General features: G+C 71.0%; 12 protein-coding genes. All 12 read left to right on the top strand.

Annotation, left to right across the window (positions count from 1 at the left end; translation table 11 throughout):
• Window positions 1-108: 108 nt before the first annotated feature.
• Window positions 109-1,593, top strand: coding sequence for an amidohydrolase family protein (locus CQ042_RS06865; protein ID WP_105669729.1), 1,485 nt, complete (start codon window positions 109-111; stop codon window positions 1,591-1,593).
• Window positions 1,590-2,921: a serine hydrolase gene (locus tag CQ042_RS06860; protein WP_105669728.1), complete on the top strand. Its 1,332-nt coding sequence runs from the start codon at window positions 1,590-1,592 to the stop codon at window positions 2,919-2,921. Before CQ042_RS06865 ends, CQ042_RS06860 begins: the two co-directional genes overlap by 4 nt.
• A 140-nt stretch (window positions 2,922-3,061) precedes the next feature.
• The gene (locus CQ042_RS06855; protein ID WP_105669727.1) at window positions 3,062-4,450 is read left to right on the top strand and encodes a serine hydrolase; all 1,389 of its coding nucleotides are present in this window, start codon (window positions 3,062-3,064) and stop codon (window positions 4,448-4,450) included.
• A complete protein-coding gene (locus tag CQ042_RS06850; RefSeq protein ID WP_105669726.1) occupies window positions 4,447-5,364 on the top strand; it encodes a serine hydrolase in 918 nt (305 codons plus the stop codon). The genes CQ042_RS06855 and CQ042_RS06850 overlap by 4 nt, the downstream gene beginning before the upstream one ends.
• 81 nt (window positions 5,365-5,445) lie before the next feature.
• Window positions 5,446-7,041 carry an ABC transporter substrate-binding protein gene (locus CQ042_RS06845; RefSeq protein ID WP_105669725.1) on the top strand — a complete coding sequence of 532 codons (1,596 nt, stop codon included), beginning with the start codon at window positions 5,446-5,448 and terminating at the stop codon, window positions 7,039-7,041.
• Between the two features lie 20 nt (window positions 7,042-7,061).
• Window positions 7,062-8,060, top strand: a complete 999-nt coding sequence (locus CQ042_RS06840) for an ABC transporter permease (RefSeq protein ID WP_105669724.1) — start codon at window positions 7,062-7,064, stop codon at window positions 8,058-8,060.
• Entirely contained in the window at window positions 8,057-9,988 is a 1,932-nt protein-coding gene (locus tag CQ042_RS06835) for a dipeptide/oligopeptide/nickel ABC transporter permease/ATP-binding protein (RefSeq protein ID WP_105669723.1), read from the top strand. Before CQ042_RS06840 ends, CQ042_RS06835 begins: the two co-directional genes overlap by 4 nt.
• A complete protein-coding gene (locus tag CQ042_RS06830) occupies window positions 9,985-11,028 on the top strand; it encodes an ABC transporter ATP-binding protein (RefSeq protein WP_105669722.1) in 1,044 nt (347 codons plus the stop codon). The genes CQ042_RS06835 and CQ042_RS06830 overlap by 4 nt, the downstream gene beginning before the upstream one ends.
• 19 nt (window positions 11,029-11,047) lie before the next feature.
• Window positions 11,048-14,380, top strand: a complete 3,333-nt coding sequence (locus CQ042_RS06825) for a serine hydrolase (protein WP_105669721.1) — start codon at window positions 11,048-11,050, stop codon at window positions 14,378-14,380.
• Window positions 14,380-15,495 (top strand): M20 family metallopeptidase, encoded by a 1,116-nt coding sequence (locus CQ042_RS06820; protein WP_105669720.1) that lies wholly within the window; start codon window positions 14,380-14,382, stop codon window positions 15,493-15,495. Before CQ042_RS06825 ends, CQ042_RS06820 begins: the two co-directional genes overlap by 1 nt.
• Window positions 15,492-16,367, top strand: a complete 876-nt coding sequence (locus CQ042_RS06815; protein ID WP_219844823.1) for a GNAT family N-acetyltransferase — start codon at window positions 15,492-15,494, stop codon at window positions 16,365-16,367. Before CQ042_RS06820 ends, CQ042_RS06815 begins: the two co-directional genes overlap by 4 nt.
• Window positions 16,364-17,470, top strand: a complete 1,107-nt coding sequence (gene menC / locus CQ042_RS06810; protein WP_105669718.1) for an o-succinylbenzoate synthase — start codon at window positions 16,364-16,366, stop codon at window positions 17,468-17,470. Before CQ042_RS06815 ends, menC begins: the two co-directional genes overlap by 4 nt.
• The last annotated feature ends 57 nt before the right edge of the window (window positions 17,471-17,527 follow it).

Raw genomic sequence — 17,527 nt, 5'->3', positions numbered from 1 at the left:
TCGGCCGCCATCGCCGCGCGTGACGGGTTGTGCGCGAGCACCGGAACGCCCGCCCGCTTTCGTCGGACGGCACCGGAACGGCCACGTCCAGCATGGCATCGTGGCGGCGTGGACACTCTGCTGCGCGGCGGGCGCGTCATCGACCCGAAGACCGGAACCGACCGGATCACCGACCTCCTGCTCGCGGATGGACGCGTGGCCGCGGTGGGCGACGCGCTCACCGCACCGTCCGACACCGAGGTCGTCGACGTCGCCGGCCTCATCGTCGGTCCGGGATTCGTCGACCTGCACAGCCACGTGCACTCGATCGCGGGGCAGCGGCTGCAGGCGATGGACGGCGTCACCACGGCGCTCGATCTCGAGGCCGGGCTCATGCCGATCGCTGAGGCCCTCGCACGCGCCGCCGCCGACGGGCGACCGCTCAACTACGGCTTCTCGGCCTCCTGGTCGCAGGCACGGGCGTACGCGCACCTCGAACGGGTGCCCGTCGCCGACTTCACGGCATCGATGGATCTGCTCGGCACGCCGGACTGGCAACGTGCCTCCTCCCCCAGCGAACGCCGCCGCTGGCTCGGCCTGCTGGAAGACGAGCTCGGCGCGGGTGCGCTCGGGATCGGCGTGCTCATGGGTTACGCGCCCCGCTCCGATCCGGACGAGTACCTGGAGCTCTCCCGGTTGGCCGCCGCGGCACATGCCCCGACCTTCACGCACGTGCGCGAGCTGATCGAAGCCGACCCCCGCACGCCGATCGACGGCTCGGAGGAGCTCGTGCGCGCCGCAGCCGAGACCGGCGCCGCGATGCACCACTGTCATGTGAACAGCACCTCGCTGCGCCACATCGACCGTGTGCTGGGCCTGCTCGACCGCAGCCGCGCCGCCGGCTCCCGCGTCACCGTCGAGGCCTATCCGTACGGCGCGGGCAGCACGGCGATCGGCGCCTTCTTCCTGGCCCCGGAGAAGCTTGCGGGCCTCGGCATCACGCCGTCCTCCCTCGTGCTGGTCGACACCGGCGAGCGCATCGCCGACGAGGCCCGGCTGCGCGAGGTGCGGGCGACCGACCCCGGGGCCGCGTACATCGTGACGTTCCTCGACGAGGCCGACCCCTTGGATCGCGCGCACCTGCACCGTGCCCTGGCCTATCCCGACTCGATCGTCGCCAGCGATGCGATGCCGATCTCCTGGACGGAGGTGGGCGGCGAGACGATCTACGAGCAGCGTGGATGGCCCCTCCCCTCGGGCGGACACACGCATCCGCGCACGGCGGGCACGTTCGCGAAGTCGCTGCGCCTCATGGTCATCGAGAGCGGCACCTGGACCTGGCTCGAAGCGTTCCGCCGCTGCGCGTTCCTCCCGGCGCGCGTGCTCGACGAGGTCTCGTCCGGGATGCGGGGCAAGGGACACCTCTCGGTCGGAGCGGATGCCGACATCGTGGTGATCGACCCGGCGACGCTGACCGACCGTGCGACCTACGCCGACCCGACCCGCCCTTCGCAGGGCATCCGCCGGCTGTACGTGCACGGCACCCCCGTCGTGCGCGACGGAGAGATCGTGACCGATGCCCTGCCGGGGCGCCCCGTACGAGGAGACGCATGATGGACGACGACCTGCAGGAGTTCCTGGACACCACCGCCGCGGAGCTCGGCGTGCCCGGCGCGGTCGTCGGCGTGGTCGACGGCGACCGGGAGATCGTCGCCACGACCGGCGTCGCGGCCGTCGACACGGGGGCGGCCGTGACCGCGCGCACCCTGTTCCAGATCGGCTCGACCTCGAAGACGTTCACCGGCACGGTCGCGATGCGCCTGGTCGAGAACGGGATGCTCGGTCTCGAGACGCGCGTGGTCGATGTGCTCCCCGATTTCCGACTGGGGGACGCGGACGCCCTCGCCGCACTGCGCGTCCGGCACCTCCTCACCCACTCCGGCGGGTTCCTGGGCGACGCCGACGAGCAGCCGGGCTGGGACGACGACGCGCTCGCCCGCAACGTGGCGTCCTTCGCCGACCTCCCGCAGTACTTCGCGCCCGGCACGATCGCGTCGTACAGCAATGCGGGCATCCGCCTTCTGGGCCGTGTGATCGAGAAGGTCACGGGCGAGACGTTCGAACAGGCGGTGCAGCGCATCGTCCTCGACCCGCTGGGGATGTCGGAGACGTTCTTCTTCCCGTGGGACGTGATCGCGCGCCCTCACGCCGTCGGGCACGTCCCCGGCGACGGCGGCGCCCTGACCACGTTCGCGCAGTGGCCGCTGACCCGCGACATCGCTCCTGAAGGCGGCATCGTGTCGTCGGTGCGCGACCAGCTGGCCTACGCGCGGTTCCAGATGCGCGGCGAATCCGAGGGGACCGCGCCGGTGAGCGAGGAGACGCGGCTGCGGATGCAGCAGCCCCAGCTCGCCGCCGGGCCGCCCATCGACGCGATCGGTCTCCCTTGGCTGCTGACACGGCACGGAGGAGCCCGCGTCGTCATGCACGGCGGCAACATCGCCGACACGCAGCTGAGCGAGTTCGTCCTGGCCCCGGACGAGGATCTGGCCGTCACCGTGCTGACCAACAGCGGCAGCGGCAAGGCCCTCGGCGCGAAGGTCGTCGACTGGTGCTTCGCGCACCTGCGCGGCATCGAGAAGACGACGCAGACGGCAGCGCTGCGGCCGACCGATGCCCTCGACGAGGTGGTCGGCAGCTACGACGCCGGGCAATGGCACTACGACGTGACCCGTGTCGGCGAAGCCCTCGAATTCGCGATGGTGCTGCGCGAGGACATCGCCGCCCTCGGCATCCCTCCGCGTCCGCCGCTGCGGGTGCGTGTGCGCGCGGACGGGGCTCTGATCACCGATGCCGACCAGCCCGTGGGTCGACTCCTCGACCCGGCGGAAGGCGGCCCCGCGCTGCTCCACGTCGGGATGCGCGCGGTGCGTCGGCGCTGACGCGGATCCTTCGTCCGGACGAACCAAGGTCCGCGCAAGTCTCGTCGCCGGGCACCAACGAGCCGGCGGAGCACGCGAATAGTCTCGGCCCATCGCCGTCGCCCCGAAAGCGACGACCCACTCGACGAAGAGGAGCGCACGTGTCCGACCTGAACGAAATCGGCAGCTGGGTGCGGGAGAACCTGCCCGCGATGCTGACCGAAGCGCACATCCCCGCGGCATCCGTCGCGATCCTGGCCGATGGTGAGATCTTCACCACCGCCGCCGGCATCCTGAACCGCAACACCGGCGTCGAAGCCGACGAGGACTCGGTCTTCCAGATCGGCTCGATCACCAAGACGTGGACGGCGACGCTCATCATGCAGCTCGTCGACGAGGGCCTGCTCGACATCGACGCCCCGGTGCGCGACACCGTTCCCGCGTTCGCGATCGGCGACGACGCCGCGGCCAGCGCGATCACCGCCCGACAGCTGCTGAGCCACGTGAGCGGCTTCGAGGGCGACCTGTTCAACGACACCGGGGTCGGCGACGACGCCGTGGAGAAGTATCTCGCGACGATCGCCGATGCGCCGCAGCTCTTCACGCCCGGCGAGCGCTTCTCGTACAACAACGCCGCCTTCGTGGTGCTGGGCCGCATCGTGGAGGTGCTGCGCGGCACGTCGTACGACCAGGCGCTGCGCGCCCACCTCGCCGCTCCGCTGGGACTGACGCACGTGGCGACGACCGCCTCGGAGGCGATCATGTTCCGCGCCGCACTCGGGCACATCCCCGCCGAGGGTGGCGATGAACCGGTGCCGGCGCCGGTCTGGAGCCTCGTGCGCTCCAACGCACCGGCCGGGTCGATGCTCGCCATGACGGCGCGCGATCTGGTGAGCTACGCGCGCATGCATCTGGACGGCGGCGTCGCCGCCGACGGGACGCGCGTGCTCTCGGAGGAGAGCGTGCGGGCGATGCAGGAGCGGCAGGTCGACCTTCCCGAGCTGGGCGTCATGGGCGATGCCTGGGGCCTCGGCTGGGAGATCTTCGACTGGGACGGCGGCCCCGTGATCGGCCACGACGGCGGCACGATCGGCCAGAACGCGTTCCTGCGGATGGTGCCCTCCGCGGGGGTCGCCGTCGCCGTCCTCACCAACGGCGGACGGACCGTCGACGCCTACCACGCGATCACCTCGAAGGTCCTCGCCGCTCTCGCAGGAGTCACGATGCCCGCGCTGCCGGCGATCCCGGACACGCCGGTCGCGGTCGACGTCGAACGGATCCTCGGCACCTACTCGTCGTCCGTGTCCGACTCCACGGTCCGGCTCGACGACGACGGTCGCATCTGGCTCGAGCGCACCATGAAGGGCATCTTCGCCGAGCTCGGCCCGGCGCCCGAGCCCGTCGAGCTGGTGGGCTGGACCGCGGACACCCTCCTCCCCCGCGAACAGCAGCACGGCATGCACATGCCGCACGCGTTCGTCGGCGACGACGGCACGGGGCGCGCGCTGTACCTGCACACGGGCCGCGCCGATCGCCGGGTCGGCGCATGAGCACGGCCGCGGCGATCGAACGGGACACCGCGGCGGACATCGCCGAGATCTTCGCGGACGCCGGCGCCACGGGCTTCCTGCACGCGCGGGAGATCGGCGTGCAGGGCGGTCCTGAGGTGGGCGAAGGCGCGGATGAGCCCGTCGTCCTCGCCTCGGTCTTCAAGATCCTCGTGCTCACGGCGTACGTCCGAGCGGTCGCCGCCGGCGAGCTCGACCCGACCGAGCGGACCACCGTGACAGCGCGCTACCGCATCGGCGGCGTGGGCACGGCGGGGTTCGCCGACGACGTCGTGATCAGCTGGCGCGACCTCGCCCTGAACATGATGTCGATGAGCGACAACGCCGCCACCGACGTGATCTACCACCGCCTCGGGGCAGCGGCGGTCGACCGGGTCATCGCCGACCTGGGGCTGAGACACACACGCCTCATCGGATGCTGCGAAGACCTGTTCGCCTCGGTGATCGCCGACCTCGGCGGCGCACCGGACAGCGACCTCGACGAGCTGTTCGAGAGCGCGACCTCCGAGCAGATCCTCGCGCTCGATGCGGTGCAACCGGTGAAGACCTCGCACTCCACCCCCCGCGACGTCACGACGCTGCTCGACGCCCTGTGGACCGACACCGCGGCACCCGCCGAGGCCTGCCGTCAGTCACGCGACATCATGGCGCAGCAGATCTGGCCGCACCGCCTGACCTCCGGTTTTCCCGCCGGCGTCCGCCTCGCGGCGAAGACGGGCACTCTGCCCACCTGGCGCAACGAAGCGGGGGTCGTGACCTATCCCGACGGCCGGCAGTACGCGGTGGCGGTGTTCACCCGGGCCGCCTCCCTCGCCGACCGTCAGCCGCTCGTCGACGCCTCGATCGGTCGAGCCGGCTTCACGGCCGTCGAACACCTGCACGCCCTCACCGCCTGACCGCTGACCGCTGACCGCACCATCCGCACTCACCCCTGCACCATCCACCTGCACCATCCCGAACACTGCTGGAGGCTTCTGATGCGTTCCCGTACCCCGCTGATCGCGCTGCTGGGCGCTGCGGCGCTCGCCCTGACATCCTGTGCCGCCAGCGCCCCTCCCGGTGGAGGGGACAGCACCGACGGCGTCCTCGCCGACGGCAAGACCTTCACCGCGGTGTTCGCCACCGACCCGGGCACCCTCGATCCGTTCACCACGACCATGGGCGCGGCGAGGCAGATCGACCGCTACCTCTACTCCCGTCTCGTCGAGGTGCAGAACGACGGCGAGGTGCTCGCCGGACTCGCAGCGGAGTGGGAGGCGGACACCGAGGGTGCGGTCTTCACGCTGCGCGACGGCCTCACCTGCGAAGACGGCACGCCTCTCACCGCGACCGACGTCGCACGCAACATCGCGTACATCGGCGATCCGGCGAACGGGTCTCCCCTGGCCGGCCTCCAGGTGCAGCCGGGGACGACGGCCGTGGGCGACGACGCGGCGGGCACCGTCACGGTGACGAGCGGGCGGCCCGACGCTTTCCTGCTGCAGAACATCGGCAGCATCTCGATCGTCTGCGGCACCGTCGTGGACGACGCGGATGCTCGGGCCGTCGGCGAGGGCGCGACCGGGATGTTCACGCTCTCCGAGATCGTCCCGAACAGCCAGTACACCCTCACCCGTCGTGACGACTTCACCTGGGGACCCGGTGACTGGGATCCGGAGCAGCCGGGCCTTCCCGAGACCGTGATCTACCGGGTGATCCCGAACGAGACGACCGCCGCGAACCTCGTGGTGTCCGGCGAGGTCAACGCCGCACTCGTCCTCGGACCCGATCGGCAGCGACTCCGCGATGCCGGCCTGTTCGTCTCCGAGCTGCCGCTCGCCGCCGGACAGCTGTTCTTCAACCAGGCGGAGGGACACGCCGGCGCCGATCAGGCGGTCCGCGAGGCGCTCGTGCAGGCGCTCGACCTCGGTCAGCTCCGTCAGGTGCTCACCGGAGGTGAAGGCACCGAGGCGAAGAGCCTCGTGACCATCGCCCCGAACCCCTGCCAGGCCGATGTCGTCGGCGGTCTCCTGCCGGAGTTCGACGAGAAGTCGGCGGCGGCGAGCCTGGACGACGCCGGCTGGGAGGTCGGCTCCGACGGGATCCGCGAGAAGGACGGCGTCGCGATGGAGATCACGCTGGTGACTCCGACCACGCTCGGCAACGGCGGCAGTGCCGCCGCCGAGCTGATGCAGGCGTCCTGGAAGAAGCTCGGCGTCGCCGCGACGATCAAGACCCTCGATGGACCCTCGGTGAGCGAGACGCTGTTCGCGACGGGCGACTGGGACGTCTCCGCCGTCCCGCTGGGCGTCTCGCTGCCCAGCATGCTCGTGCCGTTCTACTCCGGCCCGACGCCGCCCGAGGGCACGAACTTCGCCTCGGTCACCGACGAGGCCTACGCGACCGCCGTCACCGCCGCATCGTCGAAGCCGGGCACCGAGGGATGTGCGGACTGGGAGGACGCGGAGAAGGCGCTGTTCACCTCGGTCTCGGTCGTCCCCTACGCCAACAACGTCCTGACGACGTTCGGCCACAAGGCGACCTTCACCGAGGGCGACGGCATCGACCCGGCCTCGATCCGCATGTACGAGTAGACCGAGACCGGAGACAGCCGATGGCCAGCACCACCGCCACACAGGCGATACTGATCAGATCCGCACGGTCGGACAACCCCTGGGTGTCCTTCCTGGTCCGGCGCGGAGGGCAGTTCGTCCTGTCGGTGTGGGTGCTGGTCACGGCTGCCTTCCTCATGATCCATCTGGTGCCGGGCGACCCGGTCCGCGCCGCGCTCGGCATGAACGCACCGGTGGAGCTCGTGGAGGCGCGTCGCGCCGCCCTCGGCCTCGACCAGCCCCTCGTCGTGCAGTACCTCCACTACATCGGCGGTCTCTTCACCGGGGACATGGGCTCGTCCCTGATCACCAACCAGCCGGTCTCCGCGATCATCGCCACCCGGCTGCCCGCCACTCTCCAACTCGCCCTGCTCGCGGTGCTGCTGGTGCTGCTGGTCTCCGTCCCCCTCGGTGTGACGATGGCCGTCCTCACCCGTGGCGGACGGCGGCGCGGCCTCGAGCTGGCGTTCGCCACCGGGTCCGTGATCCTCGCCGCCATCCCGGAGTTCCTGCTCGCAGTCGGCCTGGTCTACGTGTTCGCGGTCTCGCTGGGCTGGTTCCCCGTCGCCGGCAACACCGCCCCGTTCTCGCTCGTCCTCCCCGTGATCGCCCTCGCGGTCGCACCCATCGCGGTGTTCTCGCGCATCATCAGGGTCGAGGTGCTCTCCGTCCTCGGCCAGGACTTCATCCGCACCGCCAGGGCGAAGCGCCTCGCGCCGCGTCGGATCTACGCGCGCCACGCGCTGCCGAACGCCATGACCGCGACCCTCACCCTCACGGGCCTGCTGCTGACCGGCATGGTCGCCGGGACGGTGCTGGTCGAGAACGTCTTCGCCTGGCCGGGCCTCGGCACCATGATCGTGCAGTCGATCCTCACCAAGGACTACTCGGTCGTGCAGGGCATCGTCCTCGTCTACGGCATCGGCGTGCTCATCGTGAACCTGGTGATCGACGTGATCCTCGCACTCCTCGACCCTCGCTCCACCATCCGGGAGGCATGATGTCCGCACGCACCGCATGGTCAGGCATCGTCCGCTCGCCGCTCGGCATCACCGCTCTCGGTCTGGTGCTGCTGGTCACGCTCACCGCGATCTTCGCGCCGATCGTCTGGGGTGCTCAGGCCGAGCAGTTGAATCCGACCGCGATCACGCAGGGGCCGAGCACCGCCCACCTGCTGGGCACGGACACCCTCGGCCGCGATGTGCTCGCGCGGGTGCTGGTGGCCACCCGGCTCTCGGTCGTCCTCGCCGTGATCGCGGTGATCATCGGCGTCGTCGCCGGCACGCTCCTCGGCACCGCCCCGTCCGTGCTCCCGCGCGGAGTCGGCCGCCCGATCGTCGGCTTCGTGAACATCGCGGTCGCCTTCCCCGGCCTGCTGCTCGCCCTGTTCTTCGCGGTCATCTTCGGAGTCGGCTCCACCGGTGCCGTGCTCGCGATCGGCTTCGCGATGGCGCCGCAGTTCGCCCGTCTCACCCAGACCCTCTCCGCCGCCATCGCCGGCCGCGACTTCATCTCCGCCGCGCGGGTGGCCGGCGTCTCGCGATTCCGCATCCTGATCCGGCACATCCTGCCGAACATCGGCGAACCGCTCATCGTGAACGCCACCGTCTCCGCGGGATCGGCGCTGCTCGCCTTCGCCGGACTCTCGTTCCTCGGCCTGGGCGTGCAGGTCCCCGAGTACGACTGGGGCCGCCTGCTCGGCGAGGGCCTCAACCGCATCTACCTCAACCCGGCGGCCGCCCTCGGGCCTGCCGTGGCCGTGGTCGTCGCCGGGCTCGCGTTCAATCTTCTCGGCGAGACCGCGGCGGCGGCTCTGGGCGGACGATCGGCCCGCCGCCTCCACCGCCTCCCCACCATCGCGCGCCCCGGCGCCGCCCAGCCCGCGCAGGTCGACGGCGAAGAAGTGGTGCTCCTCGTCGACGACCTGCGCGTCTCGTTCCCCACGCCGACCGGCTGGGTCACCCCCGTTCGCGGCGTCTCGTTCACGGTCGCTCGCGGCGAGGCGATCGGCGTCGTCGGTGAATCCGGATCGGGCAAGAGCCTCACCGCGCTCGCGGCCGCCCGCCTCATCGAGCGCCCCGGCCACGTCGCCGCCGCACGACTGGACTTCTGCGGCACCCCGCTGCTCACGGGTTCGGACCGCGCGGTGCGGAGCCTCCTCGGCACCTCGCTCGCGATGGTGTTCCAAGACCCGATGACCTCGTTCAACCCGACCAGACGCATCGGGTCCCAGCTCGCCGAGGCCGCCTCCGAGCACCAGGACATCACCCGGAAGCAGGCCATGGATCGGGCGATCGAGCGCCTGCAGTCGGTGCGCGTGCCCGCGGCAGCTCGTCGTGCCCGTCAGTACCCGCACGAGTTCTCCGGCGGCATGCGCCAGCGCGCCATGATCGCGATGGGACTCATGAACCACCCGCGCCTGATCATCGCGGACGAGCCGACCACGGCCCTCGACGTCACGGTGCAACGACAGGTCCTGCAGCTTCTCGCCGGTGTGCGCCGCGACACCGATGCCGCGATCCTGCTGATCAGCCACGACATCGCCGTCGTCGCGCAGACGTGCGACCGGGTGCTGGTGATGTACGCGGGCCGCATCGTGGAGGATCTGCCGGCGGCCGACCTGCACACCGGCGCCCGGCATCCGTACACCCGCGCGCTGCTCGAGGTCGTCCCCGAGCTCGATGCCGATCGCGACGCACCGCTCAAGGTCATCCCCGGCCGTCCGCCGGCGCCGGGCGCCTTCCCCGCCGGCTGCGCGTTCGCCGCTCGCTGCCCGCTCGCGACCGATCTGTGCCGCGAGAGCGACCCCGAGCTGGTCTCGGATGCCGCGGACCATCGGGTCGCCTGCTGGCACCCGCTCACGGAAGAGGCCCCCGTGCCCGTGGCGATCGCCACGGCCGCAGAAGAGGAAGAGGCGGTCCTGCGATGAGCGAGCTGCGTTTCGATCAGGTCAGCGTCCGCTACGGCTCGCACCGCTCCGGGCTCACCGCCGTCGACGACGTGTCCCTGCGCGTCCCCTCCGGGTCGGTGGTGGGGCTCGTCGGCGAATCCGGGTCGGGCAAGTCCACTCTCGCCCGCGCCGCCATCGGTCTCGCGCCGATCAGCGAGGGCGCGATCACCCTGAACGGGGTGGACGTGCGCAGCTTCCGCCGCCGACGCCCGATCCAGATGGTGTTCCAGGACCCGTTCTCCTCGCTCGACCCGCGCATGACGATCGGAGAATCGATCGCCGAGGCCCTCCCCCGGGACATCCGCGGAACCGGGGCCCGCCGCGCCGAGGTCGCGCGGCTGCTCGACCTCGTGAACCTCGACGCCGACCGTGCGCAGTCGCTCCCGGCCGCGCTCTCCGGCGGGCAACGCCAACGCATCGCGCTGGCCAGAGCGCTCGCCGCCCGGCCGGAGGTCGTGATCGCCGACGAGATCACCTCCGCGCTCGACGTCTCGGTGCAGGGTTCGGTGCTCAACCTCGTGCGGGAACTGCGCGTGGAGCTCGGCCTCACGATGCTCTTCATCTCGCACAACCTGTCCGTCGTGCGATACCTGAGCGATCACATCGCGGTGATGTATCTCGGCCGGATCGTGGAGGTCGGCCCGACCGAGCAGGTGCTGGCCGACCCGCAGCATCCGTACACGCGGGATCTGCTCCAGGCCGCGCCGACGCGACACGGCAACCTGCTGGCGATCGATCCACTCGCCCCGGTCGATGTCGAGCCCGCCGACCCGCACGCCCCGCCCAGCGGCTGCCGTTTCCACCCTCGGTGCCCGATCGGTCCCGTCGCACGCCCCGATCGCCAGATCTGCGTGCTCACCGAGCCGGCGGCCCCGACCGGTGCCGCCGGGGCCGCCTGCCATTTCGCGGGCACCGGAGCGGGTGCCGCGATCGGAACTGTGCCCACCTCCCAAAGCACCACCCCGGTTTCGGCCGTGACCACAACACCGACCCCGCTCTCAGCGGACACAGTGAACTGACCATCCGATAGGAGCTCTCATGAACCGCGTCACCGTCGACGACCTGCTCTCCGTCCGCACCCCCGAGCAACCGGCCCTGTCTCCTGACGGCTCCCGCATCGCCTTCGTGGTGCGGACGACGGACCGCGAAGGCGACCGCGACACACGAGCACTGTGGCAGGTGCCGACGTCCGGCGGCGCCCCCGCCCCGCTCACCCACGCGACCTCGGACTCGACGCCGGTGTGGAGCCCCGACGGCTCGCAGCTGGCGTTCCTACGAGCGCAGGACGGCCCCGGGCAGATCTGGCTCCTCCCGGCCGCAGGCGGCGAGGCGCGCAGTCTCACGAGCCTCCCGCTCGGCGCGGGCGCCCCGGCCTGGAGCCCCGACGGCGCGCGCCTCGCCTTCACAGCGCCCGTCGACGGTGCCGCGCTGCCCGGGGAAGGCGCCGAGACGATCCTCGCCCGGCGCTCGGCACCGGCCGCGACCGACCGACTCGGCTACAAGGCCGATGGAGCCGGAAACCTCGGAACACTCGTCCAGCAGCTGCACGTGCTCGACGTCGCCTCCGGGAGCGTCACCGTGCTCACGCGCGGACGCTCGCACGCCTCCGACCCGTTCTGGTCGCCGGACGGCACGCTCCTCGCCTACTCCGCGAGCGTCGAGGACGATGCGGATCTGACGATGCGGGTCCCCGTGTTCGTCCGCTCCTCCACCGACCCGAACAGCGAGGCCGTGCGGGTCAGCTCCGCCGATGTGCAGGCCACCGCCGTCGGATGGACGCCGGACGGGCGCCACGTCGTCGCGGCCGGACGCACCGACACCGAGGTCGGCAACGCCGACCTCCTGCTGTTCCCGGTCGACGGCGGCGATGCGCAGAACATCACCGGAAGCCTCGACCGCAACGTGATGCCGGGCGGTCCCGGCTACCCCGGTGGGATGCCGCAGTTCACGGACGGCGGCGACATCGTGTTCTGCCTGCGCGACAACGGCTACTCGCACGTGTACCGCGTGGCGCAGGACGGCACGGGTGCCGTGTCGCTCGTGGACGGCACCGCGAACGTGTCGGGGCTCTCGGTCGCCGCGTCCTCCGCCGCGATCGTCCTCGCGACACCGGAGTCGTTCGGCGACGTCGCGCTCGTGGACCTCGCCGCGGGGACGACACGCGTCCTCACCGAGTACGGGACGCCCGACTTCGACCTCGTCCCCGCCGAGGAGCGTCGCTTCACGATCTCCGACGGCACCGTCGTCACCGGATGGCTGCGGCGCGATCCCGACGCCACCGGGCCCCTCCCGCTGCTGCTCGATGTGCACGGTGGCCCGCACAACTCGTGGAACGGCGCGGCCGACATCATCCACCCCCACCACCAGGTGCTCGCGCGCCGCGGCTGGGCCGTCCTCACCCTGAACCCGCGCGGCAGCGACGGCTACGGCGACGCGTTCTTCTCCGCGGTCTCCGGCGGCTGGGGCGTCAGCGATGCGAACGACTTCCTCGAGCCGATCGACCAGCTCGTCGCCGAGGGCATCGCGGATCCGGCTCGCCTCGCCGTCACCGGCTACAGCTACGGCGGCTTCATGACCTGCTACCTCACCTCACGCGACGACCGCTTCGCCGCGGCCGTCGCCGGTGGTGTCGTCACCGACCTGCTCTCGATGGGCGGCACCTCCGACTTCGGCCACTACCTCTCGTCGAAGGAGAACGGCGGGCTGCCGTGGCGCGACGAGGAGCGCATCTCCGTGCAGTCCCCGTACACGCAGGTCGACCGGGTCACCACGCCCACCCTGATCCTGCACGGCGCGGCGGACGATCGCTGCCCCGTAGGCCAGGCCGAGCAGTGGTTCACGGCGCTGCGCGAGCGCGGCGTCCCCACGCGACTGGTGCTCTACCCCGGCGGCTCGCACCTGTTCGTGCTCTCCGGCGCTCCCTCGCACCGCGCCGACTTCTCGCAGCGCGTGATCGACTGGGTCGAGCAGTACGCCCCACCCGCCGGGAAGCCCGTCCGCGCCCGCCTCGACGCGCGGCACTGGCAGCAGCGGCTGAGCACGCTCGCCGAGGCGCACAAGGTTCCTGGCGCGACCCTCGGCATCCTCCGCCTCGGCGAGGAGCCGGTATATGCCCATCACGGCATACTCAACATACGGACCGGCATCGAGACCACCGACGACTCGGTCTTCCAGATCGGCTCGATGGGCAAGGTGTGGACGACGACCGCGATCATGCGGCTGGTCGATCAGGGCATCCTCGACCTCGACGCCCCCGTCGCCTCCTACGTGCCGGAGTTCTCGTCCTCCGATCCGGAGATCACCCGGACCGTGACGCTGCGTCACCTCCTGAACCACACCAGTGGGATCGACGGCGACGTCTTCACCGACACCGGACGCGGCGACGACACGCTCGAGAAGTACGTCGCGCTGCTGGACGGCGTCGCGCAGAACCATCCGCTCGGTGCGACCATGTCGTATTGCAACTCCGGCTTCTCCCTGGCCGGGCGCGTGATCGAGAAGGTCACCGGGAAAACCTGGGACCAGGCCATGCGCGATCTGCTGTTCACGCCGCTGGGGCTCACCCACTCCTCCACGCTCCCGGAGGAGGCCATCATGTTCCGTGCGGCGAGCGGCCACACCGTGGTGGGCGACGACGGTCCGGAGCTCGCACCGGCCTGGATGCTCCCCCGATCCATGGGCCCCGCAGGTCTCATCAACTCCACCACGGCCGACGTGCTCGCGTTCGCCCGCATGCACCTCACCGGCGGGCTCGCCGCCGACGGCACCCGTGTGCTCTCGGAAGCCGCCGTGGAGCGCATGCAGCAGCGCGAGGTCGACATGCCCGACCCGTACACGCTCGGTGACGCCTGGGGCGTCGGCTGGATCCTGTTCGACTGGGACGGTCGCAAGCTGGTCGGCCACGACGGCAACACGATCGGACAGTCCTCGTTCCTGCGCATCCTGCTCGACGAGGGAGTCGCGGTCACGCTGCTGGCCAACGGCGGAAACACCCGCGACCTGTACGACGCGCTCTTCGGCGAGATCTTCGCCGAGATCGCCGATGTGCGGCTCCCCGCGGGGCTCGTACCGCCCGAGGAGCCGTTCGCCGACGACTTCTCGGAGTTCGAGGGTGTCTACGACCGGGCCGGTGTCCGCACCGAGATCTTCCGCACCGACGACGGCCTGCGCATGCGCACGACCCTCAACGGCCCCCTCGCAGCGCTCCTCCCCGAACCGGTGCAGGAGAACACGCTGGTGCCCGTCCGCCCCGGCGAGTTCGTGATGCGCCCCGAGGGCGAGCAGGCCTGGCACGCCGTGGTCTTCTACGCGCTGCCCAGCGGTGAGCGCTACGTGCACCACGGCGTCCGCGCGGCGCCGAAGGTCTCGTGATGACCGTGCGGGCCGACGTCGACCTCGACCTGGTCCTCGCCGACATCGGGACCCTCGTCTCCTGCGAATCGCCGTCGGACGATCTCGATGCCGTCGCGCGCAGCGCCGATGTCGTCGCCGCGCTCGGGGAACGGTTGCTGGGCGTCGCCCCCGACCGCATCGTGATCGACGGGCGCACCCATCTGCGGTGGCGCTTCGGCGATCCGTCGGTGCTGCTGCTCGGCCACCATGACACCGTATGGCCGCTCGGGTCGCTGCTCCGGCATCCGTTCAGGGTCGCGGACGGGATCCTCCGCGGACCCGGATGCTTCGACATGAAGACCGGCGTCGTGATGGCCCTGCACGCCGTGGCGGCGCTGCCGGATCGCACCGGCATCGGCATCCTGATCACGGGCGACGAGGAGCTCGGTTCCCCCAGCTCGCGCGCGCTGATCGAGCAGGAGGCGATCGGCTGCGCGGCCGCGTTCGTCCTCGAGGCCGCCGCCGACGACGGGGCCCTGAAGATCGCGCGCAAGGGCGTCTCGCTCTATCGCGTGCACGTCGCCGGACGCGCGTCACATGCGGGACTCGAACCGGAACGCGGGGTGAATGCGGCGGTGGAGGCTGCGAACCTGCTCCTGGCGGTCGCCGGACTCGGCGACCCGACCGCGGGAACCAGCGTCACGCCGACGCTCCTGCGAGCGGGCAGCACCACGAACACCGTGCCCGCCGATGCCGAGTTCTCGGTCGACGTGCGCGTGCGGACGATCGCCGAGCAGGATCGTGTGGATGCGGCGATCCGTGCCCTCCCGACGACCCTGCCCGGCTCGTCGGTCCGCGTGGAGGGCGGGGTCAACCGTCGTCCGATGGAGCCCGAGACCTCGACGAACCTGTTCGCAGAGGCCGTCTCGATCGCCGAAAGCGCCGGGCTCACGCCGTTCGAGGGCGTGAGCGTCGGAGGCGCATCCGACGGCAACTTCACCGCGGGCCTCGGGATTGCGACCCTCGACGGCCTCGGTGCCGTCGGAGGCGGGGCGCACGCCGACGACGAGCACGTCGTCGTCGCGATGATCCCCGAGCGCATGCTGCTGCTGCAGGGGCTGATCTCCCGCGCTCTGGCCGGAGGAAGGGCATGAGCATGACGGATGCCGCGGCGCACAGCGCCTCGCCGGAGGAGGCCGCCGACGCGGCGAGCACCGCTGCGACGAGAGCGGGGGTCGATATCCGACTGCTCACGGATGTGGGCGACTTCGCCCGCGTCGCCGAGCTGTTCCAGGGCATCTGGACCAAGCAGGGCGAGAACTCCCCCGTGAACGTCGAGACGCTGCGCGCGCTGTCCAAAGCCGGGAGCTACGTGGGCGGGGCGTTCGAGCACGATGAGCTCGTCGGCGCCTGCTTCGGATTCTTCGCGGCTCCCGAGCAGCGTGCCCTGCACAGCCACATCGCCGGTGTCTCCGCACGGATGCGCGGGCGCAGCGTCGGCTTCGCCCTCAAGGTGCACCAGCGTGCCTGGGCGCTTCAGGAGGGACTCGACGAGATCTCCTGGACGTTCGATCCGCTGATCAGCCGGAACGCCCATTTCAATCTCGTCAAGCTCGCCGCGGCGCCGACGTCGTATCACCGCAACTTCTACGGGCACATGGCCGATGCCTTGAACGGAGCGGACGACACCGACCGGATGCTGGTGACCTGGTACGTGCGCGACCCCCGGGTCGTGGCCGCCTGCCACGGCGAGCCGGCCGTCGTCGCCGACGACCACGCGGCCACCGAGCCGCTGCTCAGCGTGGGTGAGGATCTCGGGCCGCTCCGGCATCGCACCGACGCACGCCTGGTGCGTGTGGCGCTGCCGCGCGACATCGAGTCGCTGCGCGTGACGGAGCCGGCCCTCGCGACCGCGTGGCGCCTGGCCCTTCGCGAGACGCTCGGATCTTCGCTGGAGGCGGGAGGGCGCGTGCTCTCCTTCGACCGCTCCGGCGCCTACACCATCGACAGAGGAGAACAGGGATGAAGCTCACCGGATTCGAGCTGCGTGTGATCGAGATGCCGCTGGTGTCGCCGTTCCGGACGTCGTTCGGCGTGCAGACCGTGCGCGAGGCGCTGGTGGTGCGCGCTGTCACCGACGAGGCGGAGGGCTGGGGCGAGGGTGTCGCGATGAACGATCCGCTGTACTCCTCCGAGTACGTGGAGGCGAGCGTCGATGTGATCACCCGGTTCCTGCTGCCGGCGCTCGCGCAGGTGGAGCACCTGGATTCCGGCGGCGTCGCTCCGGCGCTCGCGAAGTTCAAGGGGCACCGCATGTCGAAGGCCGCCGTCGAGCTGGCGATCCTCGACGCCGAGCTGCGTGCCTCCGGGGTGCCGCTCTCGCGCGAACTGGGTGCCGTGCGCGACCGGGTCGACTGCGGTGTCTCGGTCGGCATCATGGATTCGATCCCCGAGCTGCTCGATGCAGTCGGCGGCTACCTCGACGAGGGGTATGTGCGCATCAAGCTGAAGATCGAGCCGGGGTGGGACATCGACCCCGTGCGCGCGGTGCGCGAGCGCTTCGGCGACGACGTGCTGCTGCAGGTCGACGCGAACACGGCCTACCACCGCGGCGACGCCCGGCATCTCGCCAAACTCGACCCGTTCGATCTGCTGCTGATCGAGCAGCCGCTCGACGAGGAGGATCTGCTCGGCCACGCGCAGCTCGCGAAGGCCATCACGACCCCGGTGTGCCTGGACGAGTCGATCGTGTCGGCGCGGGCGGCGGCGGATGCGATCGCCCTCGGCGCGTGCTCGATCGTGAACATCAAGCCGGGTCGTGTCGGCGGCTACCTCGAGGCCCGTCGCATCCACGACGTGTGCGTCGCCAACGACATCCCGGTGTGGTGCGGCGGGATGCTGGAGACCGGGATCGGCCGTGCGGCGAACGTCGCTCTCGCAGCTCTCCCCGGATTCACACTCCCCGGCGACACCTCGGGCTCCGGCCGGTACTACGCGCGCGACATCACCGAGCCGTTCGTCGTCGAGGACGGCACGCTCGCCGTTCCCACCGGGCCGGGGATCGGCGTCACTCCTGACGCCGATGCGCTGGATGCGGTCACGGTGCGCACCGAGTGGATCACGTTCTGAACGTCGGATAGCCTCCGACGGCTTCGCGGATTCCTGTCGAGCACGACCAAGAGTCGA

It is taken from the genome of Microbacterium sp. MYb62 (assembly GCF_002979475.1).
Lineage (GTDB): Bacteria > Actinomycetota > Actinomycetes > Actinomycetales > Microbacteriaceae > Microbacterium.
Note: the sequence above shows the minus strand (reverse complement) of the source record. Positions and strands in the feature narration are given on the sequence as shown.